At 34.3% G+C, this 19,472-nt stretch carries 20 protein-coding genes and 1 riboswitch; of the genes, 7 read left to right on the forward strand and 13 right to left on the reverse strand.

The window, feature by feature from the left end; genetic code table 11:
• Nucleotides 1-95: 95 nt before the first annotated feature.
• The 8 genes from HN014_RS15595 to HN014_RS15630 form a co-directional block, all read right to left on the reverse strand.
• Nucleotides 96-890, reverse strand: coding sequence for an ABC transporter ATP-binding protein (locus HN014_RS15595; RefSeq protein ID WP_176029778.1), 795 nt, complete (start codon nt 888-890; stop codon nt 96-98).
• An 11-nt stretch (nt 891-901) separates the two neighbouring features.
• Entirely contained in the window at nt 902-1,933 is a 1,032-nt protein-coding gene (locus HN014_RS15600) for an iron ABC transporter permease (protein ID WP_176029779.1), read from the reverse strand.
• On the reverse strand, nt 1,930-3,105 hold the full coding sequence (locus tag HN014_RS15605; protein WP_176029780.1) for an ABC transporter substrate-binding protein: 1,176 nt from the start codon (nt 3,103-3,105) through the stop codon (nt 1,930-1,932). The genes HN014_RS15600 and HN014_RS15605 overlap by 4 nt, the downstream gene beginning before the upstream one ends.
• Nucleotides 3,083-3,601 (reverse strand): alpha-ribazole phosphatase, encoded by a 519-nt coding sequence (gene cobC, locus HN014_RS15610; protein WP_176029781.1) that lies wholly within the window; start codon nt 3,599-3,601, stop codon nt 3,083-3,085. The genes HN014_RS15605 and cobC overlap by 23 nt, the downstream gene beginning before the upstream one ends.
• Nucleotides 3,586-4,350, reverse strand: coding sequence for an adenosylcobinamide-GDP ribazoletransferase (locus HN014_RS15615; RefSeq protein ID WP_176029782.1), 765 nt, complete (start codon nt 4,348-4,350; stop codon nt 3,586-3,588). The genes cobC and HN014_RS15615 overlap by 16 nt, the downstream gene beginning before the upstream one ends.
• Nucleotides 4,351-4,394: 44 nt before the next feature.
• Nucleotides 4,395-4,691, reverse strand: a complete 297-nt coding sequence (locus HN014_RS15620; protein ID WP_176029783.1) for a hypothetical protein — start codon at nt 4,689-4,691, stop codon at nt 4,395-4,397.
• 11 nt (nt 4,692-4,702) lie between these two features.
• Nucleotides 4,703-5,749 (reverse strand): nicotinate-nucleotide--dimethylbenzimidazole phosphoribosyltransferase, encoded by a 1,047-nt coding sequence (cobT, locus tag HN014_RS15625; RefSeq protein ID WP_176029784.1) that lies wholly within the window; start codon nt 5,747-5,749, stop codon nt 4,703-4,705.
• Between the two features lie 64 nt (nt 5,750-5,813).
• On the reverse strand, nt 5,814-6,332 hold the full coding sequence (locus tag HN014_RS15630) for a bifunctional adenosylcobinamide kinase/adenosylcobinamide-phosphate guanylyltransferase (protein WP_176029785.1): 519 nt from the start codon (nt 6,330-6,332) through the stop codon (nt 5,814-5,816).
• A 119-nt stretch (nt 6,333-6,451) separates the two neighbouring features.
• Nucleotides 6,452-6,701: riboswitch (cobalamin riboswitch) on the forward strand.
• Nucleotides 6,702-6,771: 70 nt separating this feature from the next.
• Here HN014_RS15630 and HN014_RS15635 point away from each other — a divergent pair.
• On the forward strand, nt 6,772-8,739 hold the full coding sequence (locus HN014_RS15635) for a TonB-dependent siderophore receptor (protein WP_176029786.1): 1,968 nt from the start codon (nt 6,772-6,774) through the stop codon (nt 8,737-8,739).
• Nucleotides 8,740-8,836: 97 nt separating this feature from the next.
• Here the strand turns inward: HN014_RS15635 and HN014_RS15640 are convergent, their stop codons facing one another.
• Nucleotides 8,837-10,309, reverse strand: coding sequence for a S41 family peptidase (locus tag HN014_RS15640; protein ID WP_176029787.1), 1,473 nt, complete (start codon nt 10,307-10,309; stop codon nt 8,837-8,839).
• Between the two features lie 57 nt (nt 10,310-10,366).
• Nucleotides 10,367-11,758 (reverse strand): S41 family peptidase, encoded by a 1,392-nt coding sequence (locus HN014_RS15645; protein WP_176029788.1) that lies wholly within the window; start codon nt 11,756-11,758, stop codon nt 10,367-10,369.
• 139 nt (nt 11,759-11,897) lie between these two features.
• Here HN014_RS15645 and HN014_RS15650 point away from each other — a divergent pair, with 139 nt between their 5' ends.
• From HN014_RS15650 to HN014_RS15665, 4 genes are all read left to right on the forward strand, one after another.
• A complete protein-coding gene (locus HN014_RS15650; RefSeq protein WP_176029789.1) occupies nt 11,898-12,407 on the forward strand; it encodes an RNA polymerase sigma factor in 510 nt (169 codons plus the stop codon).
• Nucleotides 12,394-12,843 carry a hypothetical protein gene (locus HN014_RS15655; protein ID WP_176029790.1) on the forward strand — a complete coding sequence of 150 codons (450 nt, stop codon included), beginning with the start codon at nt 12,394-12,396 and terminating at the stop codon, nt 12,841-12,843. The genes HN014_RS15650 and HN014_RS15655 overlap by 14 nt, the downstream gene beginning before the upstream one ends.
• A gap of 43 nt (nt 12,844-12,886) precedes the next feature.
• Nucleotides 12,887-13,411 (forward strand): DUF4252 domain-containing protein, encoded by a 525-nt coding sequence (locus HN014_RS15660; protein ID WP_176029791.1) that lies wholly within the window; start codon nt 12,887-12,889, stop codon nt 13,409-13,411.
• Between the two features lie 171 nt (nt 13,412-13,582).
• A complete protein-coding gene (locus HN014_RS15665; RefSeq protein WP_176029792.1) occupies nt 13,583-14,122 on the forward strand; it encodes a DUF4252 domain-containing protein in 540 nt (179 codons plus the stop codon).
• A gap of 385 nt (nt 14,123-14,507) precedes the next feature.
• Here HN014_RS15665 and purB read toward each other — a convergent pair whose 3' ends face one another.
• The 3 genes from purB to HN014_RS15680 all read right to left on the reverse strand — a co-directional run bounded on the left by purB (nt 14,508) and on the right by HN014_RS15680 (nt 17,411).
• Complete coding sequence (purB, locus tag HN014_RS15670) at nt 14,508-15,851, reverse strand: adenylosuccinate lyase (protein ID WP_176029793.1); 1,344 nt, start codon at nt 15,849-15,851, stop codon at nt 14,508-14,510.
• A gap of 303 nt (nt 15,852-16,154) precedes the next feature.
• A complete protein-coding gene (locus tag HN014_RS15675) occupies nt 16,155-16,709 on the reverse strand; it encodes an adenylosuccinate lyase (RefSeq protein WP_176029794.1) in 555 nt (184 codons plus the stop codon).
• A 6-nt stretch (nt 16,710-16,715) separates the two neighbouring features.
• The gene (locus HN014_RS15680) at nt 16,716-17,411 is read right to left on the reverse strand and encodes an NAD-dependent deacylase (RefSeq protein ID WP_176029795.1); all 696 of its coding nucleotides are present in this window, start codon (nt 17,409-17,411) and stop codon (nt 16,716-16,718) included.
• 723 nt (nt 17,412-18,134) lie between these two features.
• On the opposite strand from HN014_RS15680, the gene HN014_RS15685 reads away from it, so the two are divergent.
• The gene (locus HN014_RS15685; RefSeq protein ID WP_176029796.1) at nt 18,135-18,872 is read left to right on the forward strand and encodes a LytTR family DNA-binding domain-containing protein; all 738 of its coding nucleotides are present in this window, start codon (nt 18,135-18,137) and stop codon (nt 18,870-18,872) included.
• 415 nt (nt 18,873-19,287) lie between these two features.
• Nucleotides 19,288-19,461, forward strand: a complete 174-nt coding sequence (locus HN014_RS15690; protein ID WP_176029797.1) for a hypothetical protein — start codon at nt 19,288-19,290, stop codon at nt 19,459-19,461.
• Nucleotides 19,462-19,472: the final 11 nt, after the last annotated feature.

Below are 19,472 nucleotides of genomic sequence, written 5' to 3' on the forward strand. Positions count from 1 at the left end.
GCACTGAAATTGTATAGTTTTTCCATAATCGGTAAAATAAACCGATGAAATGCATTTTTACAAGTATAAGATCTCTTTTATAGGGCTGAGAAAAGCTAGTTTCTCACTTTATAAGTGCCGGTTTCACTGTCAAAAATGATGAGATCCTGAGGGAATAGTGAAGAAAAGCTTCTACATTGAATCAGTTCTTTTGGTCGTCCAAACTCAAACCCATCTGTATTCATGACAATCATTTTGTCACATAATTGAATAGCGAAATCAATTTCATGAGTAGAAAATAAGATGGTTTTTTTCGTTTCAAAAGCGAGACGTTTTAGCAGTTTTAAGATATATGCTTTGTGATAGATGTCGAGATGAGTTGTAGGCTCATCCAGAAGGATGATAGGAGTATCCTGAGCAATGGCTCTGGCGATGAGTACCTTTTGCAATTGTCCGTCACTGAGTTCAAAGCATCTTTTTTCTGTTAATTCATTAATATGAGTGATATCGATCGCTTTTTTGACAATATTAATATCTTCTTCAGTCAATTTTCCTACCCAGTTGGTATATGGATGTCTTCCCAGTGCAACAAGTTCTTTTACGGTTAGATTTTTAGAAGAAATACGCTCTGTAAGGACGACACTTAATTGGGTAGCAAGTTCCTGTGGGGTGTACTTTCTGATTTCTTTGTCGGATAGAAAAATAGACCCATGTAATAAAGGATGTACTTTAGCGATCGTTTTCAAGAGGGTAGATTTTCCAATTCCATTAGCTCCTACGAGTCCGATAAGCTCTCCTTCATAAAGTTTTAAGTTAATATCAGCAGCAACTACCATAAGCTTTTTATGCTGACGATAACCGATAGATAAGTTTTCGGTTTGGATAACGATATGTTGATTTTCCTGACTCAATTTGTTTAATCTTAAAATAACATTTTTCTTTTGCGAATGAGTAGCCATATCACCACAGGAGCACCAATTAAGGAGGTAACTGCATTGATTGGCAATGTGATCTCCATTGCAGGTAATTGTGCCACAGTATCACAGCAAAGCATAATAATACTTCCCAGTAAGATAACTGCTGGGAGTAATATTTTATGATCAGAGCTATGAAATAGTTGCCTGGTTAGATGGGGAACAGCTAGTCCTATAAAAGCAATAGGTCCAGCAAAAGCTGTAATGCTACCGGCTAGTAAACCTGTAGCGACAATAACTAAAAAACGTGTTTTTTTTATATTTACACCTAAACTACGAGCATAGTTTTCACCAAGTAGCAAAGAGTTTAGCGGTTTGATAGCTAAAATGGTTAATATAATACCTACGATAAACATGCTACTTAATATCCCTAAGTCATACCAGGATAAATTCCCCAGACTTCCTAATTTCCAAAAGGTATATTGTTGTAATTGCTCTGCGGGGGTAAAATAAGACAATACACTGACGATGCCACCTGTAATACTGCTAAACATCAATCCGATAATCAGAATCGCCATGGTATCTCTTACTTTATTAGAGATAGCAATTACCGATAATAAAACGAGAATACTTCCTATACTGGAAGCTAGAATTGTACTCCATTTAGAAACAAAGAAAGTAATTGTTGCAATCCCGGAAAGGTGAATACCCAATACCAGTATGGCAACACCTAAGCTAGCTCCTGAGCTCAGTCCTAATACATAAGGACCAGCTAGAGGGTTCCTGAAGAGTGTCTGCATCAGAAGTCCGGAAACTCCCAGACCACTTCCGACAATAACCGCAGTAAATGCTTTGGGTAGTCGATATGAAATAATAATATGTCTCCAGGATTCTTTTTCGATGGTTCCACCAAGCAAACTTTGTAATGTATCTTCCCATGGGATCACTGAAGAACCTAGACTAATATTAGTAATAAAACACAATATAGCTACTACAGAAATAATAGTAAATGCGAGACGATATGATGTATTTGGGGTCAATTGTCAAGTTTTTTAAAGAAAGTTAATTCATAATTTTCTAATAACTGAGGATGCGCAATTTTTATTAAATCTTTTAGTATTAAATCTGGTTGTAAAGACCCTAGTTCATAAAAAATGGTACCTCCTGTTTTTCCTTTGATTAAGGAAGATGAATATACGGATTCATTTTTAAATGCATGAAAAAGAGTGTATTTATCGTTTTTATGTGATAAATCTGTAAGTGTAGGAGCATGAAGAGGACCTACCCATATATCAGCATTCATTCCTTTTTCAAGTGCAGTTTCAAAACTCAATTGCAGGCTTCCGGATGTAGAATCATCAGCCCAGATATAGGTAGTATTTGCATCTTTTAGGAGTTGTGCTTTATAACTATTTCCTCCAGGAGCGTACCATATGTCTTTATACATACTGCCATAAAGAACAAAAGGGCTATTGGTTGCTTGTGCTGCCTTTTTTTTTGCCAAGAGGTATTCTTTTTTGATGTTCTCGAAAATGAGAGAAGCTTCATTTTCTTTATCGAGGAAAGCAGCTATAAATTTAATCCATTCTGATCTTCCTAAAGGGTGTTGCTCCATCCAGGAACCATTATAGATAACAGGGATTCCTAAAGTTTCTAATAGATCATATGCTTTTGTATCTCCTGTAGCGGAAAATCCGATAATAAGATCAGGAGATAATTCCATTGCGAGTTCGGTATTGATAGCACTCTCATTGCCAATATCGGATATTTTTTTTTCTTCAATTCGCATTCTGGTTTTAGGAGAAGAGATATAATCCGTATGAGGAAAACCAACTATTTTGTCTTCTGAACTCAAAGCCTCTATTTTAGGGATGTCAGTAGTTGAGGTTGCAATGAGACGTTCAACAGGTACTGGGATAAAAATAGCATTTGGGTTATTATGTACTGGTTTTTTTTGGTTTTTGGGATATGTAATGTAGGTATAGGTAGCTGTAGTACCGGGCCAGGGAGAAGAAACGGTAATTTCCTGATATGTTTTGGTTTTCTTAATAGAAAATCCCTGTGCATATTCGATAGTTACTTCTGACACTATTGGTGTTTCAGAAGAAGTGTCTGCTGTATCAGGTGTCTTTTTTTTGCAGGAAAGTACAGTAAGACATATGATTAGATATAAGGAGGTTTTGAAGGTTTTATAACTGAATAACATCTCCATAAGCTATTTTTATGTTGAAAGAATCTTTTAGCGATATATTTTGTAAATAAGAGAGTAAAGCTCGTAAACTACCTGCATGTGATACGATAATTATTTTTTGTGAGCTGGAATGGGGGAGGGATTGATAGAAAGAAACCACTCGTTTCTGTAGCGCTATGTAGGATTCGCCATTTGGTACCGGAGTTGTCACAAAATCATCCATCCACGGTTTTAACTCTTTTTGATCTATGGCGTCCCATGATTGTAATTCCCAATCCCCAAAATTTAATTCTTTTAACCGTTCATCATATACAACTGGTTTCTGGAATGTTTCTGCTAATAGTTTACAGCGAAGTAATGGACTGGAATATACAGTTGTGATTTCAGATAAGGGAAGTTGACGGTGTATATTTTCTTTCTCCTGGTCGAAAGTATCAACAACTCCTATATCACTCTGTCCATAGCATATTCCTTTTGCTATATCAGGGGTAGTATGTCTAATTACATAAATTTCCATATGCTGATTATTGTTAGGTAATATATAACCTCACTTACTTGCTGCACAGCTCCGGCACAATCACCTGTTTGACCTCCAATCCATTTTTTGAATTTTTTAGCGAGGTACATTTTAGAAATGTACATAGTCAATATACTGATGAAAAGCCATAAATTTTGAAATAAAAATAATGGGAAAATTCCTATAAATCCATTGATTAATAGAGAAGAAGTACTTATATCAGTAGCGGTAGTTTTTACTTTACTACTCTCTTCTTCTCTGGCATAAGGGAGAGTATAGATAAGTGTAGTAGCAATAAACCGGCTGAGCATATGCCCACTAACCAATACCAGTGGGATATATGCGATATCAATAGCGTGTAAGGCATAAAACTTAAGTGCTAAAATAGAGACAATTCCGATGCTTCCATATGTACCTATTCGGGAATCTTTCATGATTTCCAGAATTTTCTTTTTATTCCATCCACCTCCCAAGCCATCACATACATCGGCAAAACCGTCTTCATGAAATGCTCCTGTACTGTAGATTGATGTAATCATAGCTAGTATGATAGAGATTTCTTTTGAAAAAACAAAAGAAGAAGCATAGAAAACGGCAGCACTTAATCCTCCGATAATTCCCCCGATTAATGAGAAGTATCGGATGCTTTTTTTCTGATATTCCTTTTGATGATGTACCCAGGAAGGGCAAGGGATTCTTGTAAAAAACATAATAGCAGTTAGAAAAATATGAATCTCCTTTTTTATCATTTTTTAGGGATACGTTATAAGGAAATAAAAATAGTAAGTTTTAATTACAAGAAAAATTTCCAGAAAGGAACAAAAGTAATTATTAATAAGAATATCCCCATTACAATTCCTAGATAACTGTATTTGTATTGTTGTTTATAAGAAATAATGCCCATATACAGACTGAGAAGACCCATAGAAAAAGTGAGGATTTTATAGACATTATAAAAGATCGTGACAAGAGGAGGAGACTCAGGAGCTGTACTTTCTGTCGTAGCAGCTTGGTACGTTTCGTAGTTTACATAATGTATAAGATAAAAACCACAACAAGCTATTAAAACAGAAAGTACTCCTCTTGTCATTTATTATTGTTTTATCGTTTTACCACTTCATCACTGACAGCAGCATCTTCAAAACTAGCCATTTGGTTTAAAAATGAAACGGCAGATTGAATGATTGGTAAAGCAATTGCAGCCCCGGTTCCTTCTCCCAGGCGTAAACCAAGATTAAGAAGGGGGACCTTATCTAAAAACCGAAGCATTTTCTGATGTCCTTGCTCCCCGGAGTTATGGGCGAATATACAGTAATCAATTACTTTGGAGTGAATAGCCTGTGCAGCTAATAGTGCAGCAGTAACAATAAAACCATCAATGATGATTGTCATTTTTAACTGTGCTGCTTCTAAAATAGCACCTGTAATCATAGCAATTTCAAAACCGCCAAATGTGGCTAATGCTTCCATGGCGGATTTAGGGCTATAACTGTTATATACTTTAGAAAGAATATTAATTTTATTTAGGATGGCGGCTTCTTGCAATCCGGTTCCGGCACCGATACAATCTTCGATTGGAATTCCGGTATAATATGCCATTAATAAAGAAGCAGCAGATGTATTCCCAATACCCATTTCTCCAAAAGCAATAGTATTACAATCATTTGATTGATGCTCTTTGACGATGGTACTTCCTCTTTCGATGGCAGCATGTAATTGTTGAGGAGTCATAGCAGGTTGTTCCTGATAATTTTTGGTACCAAAATCAATTTTAGCATCGATAAGACCTTCCACATCCTTAAAATCAAAGTTTACTCCTGCATCCACAATACTTAAATTCATAGTATTCAGATTGCAGAAGGTGTTAATTGCAGCTCCTCCTTGTAGAAAGTTAAAAACCATTTGAGAAGTAACTTCTTGTGGGAATGGATTTACTTCTCCTTTGGCAGCAATGCCGTGATCTCCAGCAAAGACAATCATGGTTGGGTTTTGGATCGATGGTTCGAGTGTGTTTTGGATTAATCCAATCTGCTTTGCAATACACTCTAATGTTCCTAAAGCTCCTTTTGGTTTTGTTTTGTTGTCAATTTTGTGTTTTAATTTTCCTTCTAATTCATCATTAGAAATAGACGTTATATTAAAATTCATTTGTGGGGTTATGTTTAATGTAATTCAAATATAATATTCGTTTTTCAGAGTTTCTGTATTTTTCTTATGTATTAGAAAAACTTTTTATTGTTACGGGAATACCGGAAATCATTAAAATAGCCTTGTCTGATTTTTTTGCTATGTATTGGTTCATCCATCCCTGGAGTTCGGTGAATTGCCTTCCTACTTTCGTACTGGCATGAACTCCCATTCCTATTTCATTAGAAATAATAATAATAGTTGCATCTATAGCTATAAGTCTGTCGAATTCCTTTTTTGCTTCTTCCAGTGCTTTTTCCACATCATTATCCAGATCGACGAAAAAGTTCGTCAGCCATAATGTTACACAATCAATAACTACGACACTTTTTTCGACAATAACGGAAGCAATTTTTTTCTCTTCTTCGATAGAAGTCCATCGGTCATCTCTTTCTTTTTTATGCCTGTCGATACGTTGTTGATGATTTTGATCCCAGACTCTGGATGTAGCAAGATAGTAAGGTGATTCGGAGAGCTCTAGAGCAAGGTTTAGGGCATAATTGCTTTTTCCTGATCGTTCTCCTCCTGTTATATAGTACAACATTGAATATTGTTTTAGTGCTATACAAATCTATTAAGATTTATTAGTCTTTTTAAAAAATAGATGAGAATTTCGTAAAAAAATACTTTTTTTTAGGAGTTTAATTGCGAAAAACATGATACATTTGCTGCGATTTTTTTGGTTTTTTAATACAATACTAAGTATTAAAAATTAAAAGGGAATCAGGTGATTTGATTTTTAACATATCAATATTCCTGAGCTGTTCCCGCAACTGTAAACTCAGCCATCTATACAATTAAGTTATAGGGTACTTATTATTATAACTGCATAACCACTGTTAGGAATTTTCTTAATGGGAAGGAAAATAATAAGATGTAAGCCAGGAGACCTGCCAGAATTCATTTGTAAAGTCAAACTTTCGGGATAAAAGTTTGGGTATGGGTAAACTACATACTTTTTTTCCCTTTTTATTAATTTATGTATGAATACATTAAAAAAGAAAGCGTTTTATAGCATTGCATTGTGCGTGCTGGGAACTAGTGTTGTAATCTCTCAAGAGAGCGGAGAAGAAAAAGTAACAACACTAGATGAGGTGGTTATTTCTGATTCTAAATTTAAACTGAAGCGAATCCACAGTGGTAAGGTAATTACTAAAATTAGTAGTAAGGAGCTGGAAAACAGTAAAGGGCAATCAGTAGCAACAGTTCTAAATAGAGTGGCAGGAGTAGAGATTAATGGAAACAGAAGTGCAGGAGGAAGAGTGTTGGGATATTATATCCGGGGAGGAAGAAACAGACAGGTGATTGTAAGAATAGATGGTGTTACAGTTAGTGACCCTTCTACGATTTCGGGAGAATTTGATTTGAGATTGTTATCGACACAATCAATTAAAGAGATCGAAATTCTCAAGGGAGCTTCTAGTACTCTGTATGGATCGGGAGCTGCCACTGCAGTAATTAATATTACAACAAAATCAGCTTCTAAAAAATCGATAAGCGTTAATTTTGATTCCAGTATAGGGACAAACCAATCTCAGGAAGATCAGGAATATGATGTGGCAGAGTTTATTAATCGGGCTTCTGTTAATGGAATTGTGGGTAAGGTGTCGTATATAGCGAGTTTTAGCAACCGATTTTCTGATGGAATTTCGGCAGCAGAGAAGTTACCGGAGGATACTTCTGAGAGTACATTTGATAAAGATGCGTACTCTCGGTTTAATGTCGCAAGTAAAATAGGGTATCAATGGAATGACCGGTTTAAATTCCATGTTTTTGGAAATCTAGATCAGTTTAAGAATGCCTATGATGCAGGAGGAGGAGCAGATGCTGCGAATAACTCTTTTAGTCGTCAATTACGAGGAGGAAGTCATTGGGAATATCAGTATGCTAATGGAAATATAGTAGCAGAAAGTAACTACTCATTATTTAGACGAAGTTTTGCGTCAGGTTCCGGATATCGAATTTCTGATAGTCGTTCCTTTACCTTTGATGTGTATAATAAATATACTTTTGCCGATGACCTTCATACGGTTTTGGGAATCAACGGAGCCAATAACGATTATGAAGCGTTTCAGGGAGCTAATGAATTTTCTGAATTAACACAGATAATCAATGATGAAGCAGCTGATTTTGATATTTTAGATCCGTATGTAAATCTGGTATATACTTCTCCTTTTGGGATGACAATTAATGCAGGAGCTAGGTTAAATATTCATAGTGAATATGGAACACACCTGGTATATAGTATAAATCCTTCATATGCATATGCTATCGGAGAAGAAAATACAATAAAGGCACTGGCTTCTTATAGTACAGCTTATATTACACCTACTTTATTTCAGTTATTTTCTCCTTCTTATGGAAACAGGGAACTAAAACCGGAAGAGAATAATACAATAGAAGCAGGTTTAGAATGGGCTAAAAAGAAAAATATGCGTGTTAGTGTCGTTTATTTTAATAGAAAAGAGAAAGAATTTGTAGATTTTGTAGATACTGGGAATTTTGTGTTTCAATATCAAAATGTGGCAGATTCTTTTAATACGCAAGGAGTAGAAGTAGAAGTATTGACCAGAATACTGAAGGATCAGCTGACAATGACTGGGAATTTTACTTATACAGATCTGGATGACGAAATTTCTCAAACCAGAATTCCTGAAATAAAGTTTAATGTTGGTGTTGGATATCAAATAAGCCCTAAGACATATTCTAATATAAGTTATCAGTTTAATGGAAGAAGAGAAGATAACTTTTTTAACCTGGCAACTTTTGCTTCGGAACCTAGGACATTGTCTTCTTATGGAGTTTTAGATGCTGCTATAAATCATCAGTTACTGGATGTAATGACAGTCTATGCTTCTGTTGATAATATATTAAATGAAGAATATCAGGAGATTTATGGATTTAGTACGCTGGGACGAAATGTGCGAATAGGAATGAATCTCAAATTTTAATATATATAGCTGAATACTCCTGTTAACGACGTAAGAGTTATTATAGAAAAAGCCTGCAATTGCAGGCTTTTTCTATAATGGTGTATGACGTTTTATTTTATTCATTGATAAAATTAAGGTCAACATCTTCTTTGTACATTCTCTGATAAGAAGAGGTAAACATTTTAGTTTCTCCAATTGTAGAGAAATGTATTGCGTTTTGTTTAGCAGAGTTCGCAGGGACAGTACCATTAGTGATATGATCTAATGCACTTTTTAAGAAAGGCTCATTAACGTCTCCTAAAATTCCTAAATTAGCTAGACTCTCCGAAAATTCAAAATCAGGAGTAAGCCCGTTATCATAATCTGTAACTCCATTTTTATTAGCTGATTTTAAAACCAATGGCTGGATTGCATACGTATGATCTTTACTAGCACCTTCTCTTCCAAAATTATGAGAATCATAAAGTGTAATGGAGGCCTGATGTTTTCCGGTTGTATTTTCTCCGATATGAATGATATCGATATAGGGTTCTAGTCCGTTCATTACTAGTTCACTGGCTGAAGCAGTTCTGTCTGTAGCCAGAACGTATAACTTACTTAGATTTAAAGAGTTTAGAAGTGTACCGTTTCTGGTAGTATCCTGAAATCTGTTGATCAACCTTTCTGGATTCGTTGATTGAAAATGTGCGGTTAATTCACTATTCCATATTTCTTTAGAGAAAACTTCTCCTTTGAACTGACCTGTAATCATAGCAGATAGGTCAATTGCTGTTCGTACTGATCCACCTCCATTATATCTGAAATCTAAGACTAAATCCGTAATACCATCAGTCTTGAACTGACCAAAAGCATCATTTAATTGTTCATCATAATCTCCTGTAAAACCATTGTACATTAAATATCCGATTTTTTGCCCGTTATAATCAATAGTTTTAGCAATATAAACTGGGTTTTCTGCATATTCTACCTGGGTGAGAGCTACTGATTTGGTAGGAGTTAGATCACCGTGGGATACAAATCCTACAGTATATGAGTCTCGCCCGAAAATTTCTCCAAAATTCGAATTAACGGTTAGTTTTTCACCATCAATTGTAGCAAAAATATCTCCTCTTTTTATGCCTTTGTTTTCGGCATCTGTTCCAGGTAGAATATATCTCACATATCCAATCACATCATTAGAATTTGCAGCGGCGCGAATTAACCCAAAATCCATTCCGTTACTTTTAGAAACTCCACTAAAGTTTTGCTCTAACTTGATATAGTCATCAGTAAGAAAACTAAAGCGGTCTTTAGGGGTCGTAGATTTTAATTTTTCATAAAGAGCTTCAGGAGTAGCAAACGTACTAAAATATTTATTTTGATCATTTACAGAACTAAAACGATTATTGGCTAAGTCAGCTACATTTTCTTTATATAAATATACCTGATTCATTCCCTTCCATATAAAACGGTGAATATTTTGATGGGGATTGTTAATTTCATTATCTGTATTTGGAGTAGTGTTGTCATCATCTCCAGAACACGAAATCAATAAGGCATTAAAAGACAACAGTAGTAGTAGTAAGTTAAATTTTGTTTTCTTTTTCATATTAGTTTGTTTTAATTCACACATTCATTATATCAGGGGTAAAATAGAATTTTATTTTTAATCTTTGTACATTCTTTGATAATTTGGGGAAAACATTTTGCTATCGCCAATAATTTCTGGTATAGTATATATGTTTTTCTGAAATTTTCTTTTCCCGGTTATATGATTTATAGCCGCTTGAAGCAGTGGTTCATTCTCATCCCCCAGTTTACCTAAATTACTAAAATTTTCTTTAACCTCAATAGTGGGAGTAAAGCCATCAAAATAATCAGTGAAGCCTGCGGCGTTTATAGATTTTAATACTAATGGCTGAATTGCATAGGTATGAGAAGGGCTGGCTTCAGATCTGGAGAAGTTAGGAGCATCGTATAATGTAATAGAAGCCTGAAACTTTCCTCGTGTACTACTTCCTATGGTAATAACATTTATGTATGGGTTTAGACCATTTATAACAAGCTCACTGGCAGAGGCAGAGCTTCGGGTGGTGAGAATGTATACGGTATTTAATTGCAAAGAGTTAATAGGTTGTCCACTTCTGGTAGTATTGTCAAAAAGATTGGTCCCTCCGAATTGATCTTGTCGATCACTGTTCCATTCTTCGGTACTAAAAACTTTTCCGTTAAATTGTCCCGTGATCATACTGGATAAATCAATGGCCGAAGTAACAGAACCTCCACCGTTATATCTCAGATCCAGAACGAGGTCTGTAATTCCTTCGGATTTAAAACCATTAAAGATATTGTTTAACTGATTGTCAAAATCTCCGGTAAATGAATTATACATTAGGTAGCCTATCTTTTTTCCGGTTACAGTTATTGTTTTGGCAATAAAAATTGGGTTTTCCTGATATTGAGATTTGGATAAACTAACTGTTTCATTTGTAGGAGTGATTACATCATCAGTATAAGTTGCTAAGCCAATGGTATATGTATCTGGATCCAGCAGCTTTTTATAATTATTTTCGGTTAATTGTTCCCCGTCGATCGTATTAAATATCATTCCTCTGGTAATTCCTTTGTTTTTAGCATCAGTATCCGGAAGTACATAGCGAACATACCCAAAAAGGTTGCTGGGAGTATCCGGGTATCTTACGAGACCAAATTCCATTCCATTATTTTTAGAAATACCATCAAAGGCTTGTTCCAGTGCAATATAATCATCGACTAAAAAACTAAATTCATCCACGGAGGAAAGAAGCCCGTCGAAGAAATCTTCTGGAGTTTCTTTACTGGTCAGAAATTCCTGGAACTCTTGGGTAGAATCAAATCTGTTATCTGCCAGATCAGGAACATCAGCTTTATATAAATAAAAATAATTCATTCCTCTCCAGATAAAATTATTAATCTCTACAGTACTCGCTGATTGTGGTACGTCATCATTATCTTTGAAGCAACTATGAGTAGTAATGCATAAAATAGTGAGTAATGCAATGTATTTCAGATTTTTCATTCGTACCTTATTATTAATATTATAAAGCTAAAAGTAACGACTTTATTATAAATTATGAAAACATTGTAACAAATTAGGAGTATAGTCGTCTCCAAAGTATAAAGCTAACGAAAGAGGTTTTATATCAATCAATCAAAAAATGAAAGAAAAGACATTTATAGCATTAACGAATGGGTTTAAGGATAAGCTCTATAGGTTGGCCAAACGACTCTTAGTAAGTAATGAGGAAGCCGAAGATGCTACGCAAGAGGTGTTACTAAAACTGTGGAAGAATAAAAAGCAAATGGAAAAATATAAAAATGTAGAAGCATTTGCTGTCACTATGACTAAAAACTATTGCTATGATAAGTTAAAAGCAAAATCAAGTGATAATCTAAAGATTGTCCATAGTAATTATAAAGATGAAAGTGCGTCTTTACACCGTCAGGTTGAAGCAAGAGACAGTTTGGATTGGGTAGGTAAAATTATGGATAGCCTCCCGGAACAACAACGGTTGATCGTACAATTACGTGATATAGAACAATATAATAATGCAGAAATAGCAGAGATGTTGGATATGAAAGAAACAGCTGTTAGAGTAGCATTATCAAGAGGAAGAAAAACAATACAACAAAGATTAGTAAATACACATAATTATGGAGTTATCTAAAATCGAAAAATTACTCGAAAAATATTTTGAAGGAGAAACGACCATTTCTGAAGAAAAAGAATTAAAGGTTTATTTTACCGGAGATAATGTGCCGTCTCATCTCGAAAAATATAAGAGTATGTTTCAATTTTTTTCTGATCAACGGGCTGTTGTAGCTCCATCAGGAATTAGATTGCCAGGAACATCACATCGTACCACATGGTATAAATGGGGTGGGGTAGCAGCATCAATAGCGTTAATAGCAGGTATTTTTATAACAGACATTAATAAGCCTGTAGTTAATGAGGTAGATGTGGATACTTTCGAGGATCCAGAAGTAGCCTTGCAAAAGACCAAAGAAGTCCTCAGTTTGGTTTCTCAATATATGAATGAGGGCAAAAGAGATTTGGTGTACCTCAAAGAATTTGAGAACACCAGAAACAAATTAATAAAGTAAATAACGAAACATCTTATTTAAGAATAAGAATAAAAAAAAGAGTATGAAAAGATTAATAATAGTAGCTTTCTTAGCATTGCCAATATTAGCAAGTGCACAGAGTAATTTCGATAAATATGAGAATATGAACGGGGTATCATCCATGGTGATGACTAGTAAAATATTCAAATTATTAAGCAAGATAGATTTTGATAGTAAAGATGCAGAAACACAACAATATATTGATTTGGTAGAGAATATCGAGAATATTAAAGTGTTTGCTACAGAAAAAGAAGATATTGGAAAAAAAATGAAAGCAGATGTGGAACAATATCTAAAAAGTGCTACTTTAGACGAGTTAATGAGAGTGAATAGTGAAGGGAAAAATATTCGCTTTTATTCCAAGCCAGGGAAAAATGATGATTATGTAAGCGAACTGTTTATGTTTTTAGAAGGTGTGGAAGACGATGGTCCAAAAACAATTGTTTTGAGAATAAAAGGAAATATCGATTTGAAACAAGTTTCTAAATTAGCAGATGACCTTAATATCCCTGGAGGAAAAGAACTGAAAAAAGTAAAAAAAAGCTAAGCACTTAGCATAGAATTATAGTATAACAAAAAAAGTATTCATTCTTCGTTACTATAGCTATTAAAACATTTAAGAGCGATTACATATAATTTTGTTATGCGACTCAGGCTTCTTGATACGCCATTAAGAAGTCTGAGTATAAATAAATACGAATCAATCAAAAAAAGAAATATGAATTATATAATTAGAATAGCAAGCATACTATGTGCATTGCTGATGGTAAGTTGTAATAGTGAACCTTCGTTGCAAAAATACTTTGTAGACCATCAAGAAGATAAAGACTTTATATCATTAGATATCTCAGGAAGTATTCTTAATAATAATAAGGTTAATTATACAGCAGAAGAGAAAGAAGCTCTGGAAAGCATCAGAAAGATAAATATTTTGGCATTACCAGTAAAGAATATAGATCAACCGAGGTTTAATAAAGAAGTTGCTACAATTAATAAGATTTTCCAATCTGAGAAATACGAGACATTAATGAAGATTAATGATGAACGAGGAAGTGTCGTGTTTAAGTATTTGGGAACAGAAGAGGCAATAGATGAGGTAATTATATTTGCAGAAGGAAAAGAGAAAGGGCTGGCTATTTTTAGGGTATTAGGAGATAAGATGCAACCTACTAAAATTGCTAAGTTAGGAAATAGCCTGAAAGAAGGAAAAATTGACCTATCAGGAATTAAGAAAATAGGTGGAATGCTGGAGATGTAATCAAGACATACAGAATACAAGAAGTTCTTTACTTCAATTATCATTCAAAACGTACTCGAATACTTTGAAAAGGAAAAATAAAAAACCAGGTGATTTTAATTAAAATCACCTGGTTTTTTATTATCAGTTTCTTAAGATACGCTTATATGGATGTACTTATAAGGATGCGATATTTCTAAAAAAAGTTTTATCGTTTTTTCAGGTTTACATAGAATAAATTCAGAAGAAAAAACAAAAATAAGCTCCCTAAAATTAGTTTAGGGAGGATATGATCTAAGATATCCATCAGCGCACAACAAATGAACCCTGCGCAAATCATAGCAGAAAGGATAAACATCGCTCTATTGTTCATGTATTAAATATAATAAGTATATTCTTAACCTTGTTAGATTCCTGTGTAATTAGCAGGAGAAATGTCTTTTAATTCTGTTTTGATAGCATCAGATACATCCAGAGAGTCTATAAAATTGGCAATGGATTCTTTTGTGATGGCTTCGTTTGTTCTGGTAAGACCTTTTAGAGCTTCATAAGGATTAGGATATGCTTCTCTACGAAGAATAGTCTGAATAGCCTCAGCAGCAACTGCCCAATTTTGTTCCAGGTCTTCTGCAAACTTACTTTCATTCAATAACAGCTTGTTTAGTCCTTTTAATGTTGCCTGAAAAGCGATAAGCGTATGACCAAAAGGAACTCCGACATTTCTCAATACTGTACTGTCAGTAAGATCGCGTTGTAATCTGCTAACAGGTAATTTTGCAGATAAATGTTCGAAGATGGCATTAGCAATCCCCAGATTACCTTCACTGTTTTCAAAATCAATAGGATTTACCTTATGTGGCATTGCAGAAGATCCAACCTCTCCTTTTTTAATTTTTTGTTTGAAATAGTCCATAGAAATATAGGTCCATATATCTCTATCTAGGTCTAATATGATGGTATTGATACGCTTAAGACCATCAAATAAAGCAGCCATATGATCATAGTGCTCAATCTGCGTTGTAGGGAAAGAATGGTGTAATCCTAACTTTTCCTGAACAAAATCAGTACCAAATGATTTCCAGTCTATAGATGGATAAGCTACTTTGTGAGCATTGTAATTTCCTGTAGCTCCTCCGAACTTAGCAGCACTAGGAATATCTTTCATTAAATCAAACTGAGCTTCCAATCTTGTAACATAGACATCAAATTCTTTTCCTAATCTGGTAGGAGAAGCAGGTTGCCCATGTGTACGTGCCAGCATAGGTACATCTTTCCATTCTGTAACTAAGGATTTAAGTTTTTCCAATAATTCCAGAAAAAGAGGGATATAAGCATTTCCCATTGCTTCTTTAATACTCAATGGAATTGCCGTATTGTTAATATCCTGAGAAGTCAGCCCGAAGTGGATAAACTCTTTATATTTTTCTAAACCTAATGCATCGAATTTTTCTTTTATGAAATATTCTACAGCCTTTACATCATGATTGGTTACAGCTTCAATATTCTTTATTGCTAGAGCATCTTCCGTAGAAAAAGAAGTGTATATTTCTCTTAATTGAGAAAACAAAGCCGTGTCAATATCCTGTAACTGTGGTAATGGAAGTTCGCATAAGGCAATGAAATACTCAATTTCTACTAATACTCGGTATCTGATCAGTGCTTCTTCACTAAAATAGGCACTAAGAGATTTTGTTTTGGAAGCGTAGCGACCATCAATAGGAGAGATGGCTTGCAAAGGCAATAAAGACATATGTTTAATTTTTTAAAGCTGCAAAGATAATGTATAATATTTGTAGTTAATAGTTTTCATATGAATTATGTAAACTACTTTAAGGCAAATTCGTAGAATCAATTCCAGCTACTTGAGCTTTTCTTTTTGATAAAGGAGATTACCTAATAGAAGAGATTAGGAATATACTGAGAGTTCCTGGGATAACTTCTCAATAAATTAGGATGTAAATACTCTGCTGCTAGAGATAAAATATTATTTAGTAGTTTTTTATGAATGCCTAGTGGATTATATGAGGGGGTTGATTACATACTGTTACATCTGTTATTTTCGGGATAATTTAGAGAGTATTTGTCGGGCTCGGGCTTTATAAGCAGCACTTCCGGTAGAATATTCCTGCTCCATGATTTTTTTTAATTCGGGATGAATCCAGGAAAATTCTGTTCCTAACCAATATAAAGAGGTCATAGTATATGCCTTTACAGCGACTTTCTGGTCACTGATAAACCAGTCAAAACATATTTCTGTCAGGGCATTGCGATGTGATGGTGTTAATTGGTGTTGGATGTCAGGTTCTTTTTTCTGATAAAAAGATATGGTCAGATATTCACATATTTTAGCAACAGGTCGTACAGCAGGGGGTTGATATACTGTTGGTGCAATAGTAATAAAGCTGTCCAAATGCGGATACAGATAATGAATATGTTCCTTACACATAAATTCTAGCCCCCAACATGCTCTGTATGATATTTCTGCATCTGTTCTGGCACAGATATCCAATAACTCAGGAATGCGGTGAGGGTGTGCAATTATAAATTGTGCAAACGCTAACCTTTTAGCCCGGGAGTGATCAATAGTGGTTAAGAATTCTTCGAGCATTGACTATTATAATGTATCGGTTAGTAATTTTTGAACCAATTTAGGGACACCTGTAGAAGCATTTTCTTCATAGACAGTGATCCGATTTGTAGAAGAAATTGCAGGTTTGGGATCTATAAAATAAATAGGAGTTTGGGATGGGGCATATTCCAGAAGACCAGCAGCAGGATATACCTGCATAGACGTTCCGACAATGATAAGAATATCAGCTTTACTCGTAATTTTGATTGCTTTTTCTAACATGGGAACTTCTTCTCCAAACCATACAATATGAGGACGTAATTGAGACTGGTACTCACATAGATCTCCCATTACCAGATCAGAAGTCCAGTCTAATACCAATGCTTCATCATATTGACTACGTACTTTGAGTAATTCTCCGTGAAGATGGATGATGTCACTACTACCAGCACGTTCATGAAGATCATCGACATTCTGGGTAATAATAGACACTTGATAAACTTCCTCCAGGTTAACTAGCGCTTTATGTGCTAAATTAGGAACAACAGTTTGTAGTTGCCTTCTTCTTTTATTGTAAAAATCCAATACCAGTTCCGGATTGTTTTTCCAGCCTATAGGAGAAGCTACCTCCATAATATCATGACCTTCCCATAGACCATTAGCATCTCTGAAAGTACTGATGCCACTTTCTGCACTAATACCAGCTCCACTGAGAACAACTATTCTTTTTTGTTGTGTCATTGTATCATTGTTTTTAAGTACTCATTGAATGAGTTATTCATAGATGATTATCTGTCTCGAGATAATATATCTTTATTTCAGGAGTGAACCCGAAGTTTGTTTCGAAATTAATAAAAACACCAGAAATATTTAATACGATTAGTGGTTAAATAAAAGGACACTTAATTTCTTAGAAACGAAGAAGTGTCGAAAATCTAATAAACTCAGATAGGATGTTTTGTCTGGGATTCGCTGATAAAGAAAGACTAAGAAGAATACTCTTGTTGATAGTTGTATATTATTTTTTTTAGTGCAAAAATAATTACCGTTAGCACCCATATAAGTGTTAAAACGGAGTTTGTAGGAAAAAGACATGCGCTGAGTGCCGTGTAGGAAAATAAATACTGTATAATTAATAGTTATTGTGTTAATATTTTAACATAAATAAAGTTTATTTGTTAAAGTTTTTAGAGGTGTTTAGGGGAGTTTTAAGAACGTTTTACACAAGTAATATATGGTAAGTTATATATGCTGGTTTTGAGAGAGCTACGAGCACTATTTCGATTATAAACACTTTTCTGGGATTAAAAACCTGAGCATTAAAGATTTTATAGTATGTATACGTATATATATTGAGGTTTTACCGTAACAAAAAAAGAAGCGAATATCCTACCTTGTAATTGTTCTATTGTAATCAGCAATACGAAATCATAAAATAGTAGTAATCTTTAAAATTCTTTACCTATGAAATATCCGTATATAATAATAGATAATGATCAGCAGACCATTAATGCCATTCAAATAGCTTTGGAGGAGCATAGTGATTATATATGTACAGGAGTAGCAAAATCAGAAGAAGAAGCAATTGATCTGATATTGGAACGAAAACCCAGGTTGATTTTTTTAGAACCTGATACTCCGGGTATTAATAGTGATAAGACACGATATTCTATCGTGAATGAGTTAATGAAATACATGACTTGGTTGCCTGAGTTTGTTATCGTTACCAAAACAGAAGAATACGCTATAGAAGGAATCCGTAATAGTGTGATGGATTATATTCTGAAACCCCTTAGAAAAAGCCAACTTACCAGAGCTTTATGCCGGTTTGAAAAAGAGTTTGTAGAAGAAGGAGCGAATACATTATGCTTTCGGTCCTATGGTGATTATCGCTTTATAGACGTCGATGAGGTATTATATCTCAAAGCCGATAACAACACTACAGATTTTATCATGAACAACGGTAATAAAGTAGAAGCATTTAAGACATTAAAGCATTTTCAGAACCTGTTACCGGATCATTTCGTAAGAATACATAACAGCTATATTATCAATACGAATTACGTGTCCCGAATTCATTTTGGCAAGGCTAAATTTGCTATCAAGAATAGCACATGCATGATTCCTTTTTCTAAATCATATAAAAATAATGTGGAGGAAATAAAGAATAATTTGGCTAAAAGAAGCTATATGAACGTATAAATTTGATAAGAGATATGTGAAAATTATGACAAAAAAATGTTTATTTCGTATTTTTTTTGTATAAAGTCTATTTTTTGTTATAATTTCGTTAGTAATTAATTTCTTACAAGTGGTTTTTGCAAAAATAGAACAGTTACCCTTATAAGTACCCCATCTACTTCTGATTCCTATTCAGCTACTAAAGGCATTCTTATACATTAGAAAATAAGAAACAAACCACCTACATTTGTAGTGTACTCATAAGATAATGAGTGAGTTAATAAAAGAGTATAAAACATATAGAACATATCAATTGATTAGTTGCGCAACTAGGTTCTACTTTTTATGTACTAAAAATAGCTCGGTATTTCTTGGTCGCAAGAATGCTGATAACAGGTCAAAAAATATATTGTCAAACACTAAACAGAAAAACATTATGAAAACTTTTAAAACTTTATTCGTAGCTTTATTTATCAGTACTTTTTTTATCGCTTGTGAAGCAGAAACAATAAATGAAGAAGTATCAGTAGAATTAGAGGATGAAAAAATGATGACTGGTGAAGATGAAAATGACGCGGTTGGAGAAGAGAGAGCTAGTGACAAAAATTAATCAAACTTCTA

It is taken from the genome of Aquimarina sp. TRL1 (assembly GCF_013365535.1).
In the GTDB taxonomy this organism is placed as follows: domain Bacteria; phylum Bacteroidota; class Bacteroidia; order Flavobacteriales; family Flavobacteriaceae; genus Aquimarina; species Aquimarina hainanensis.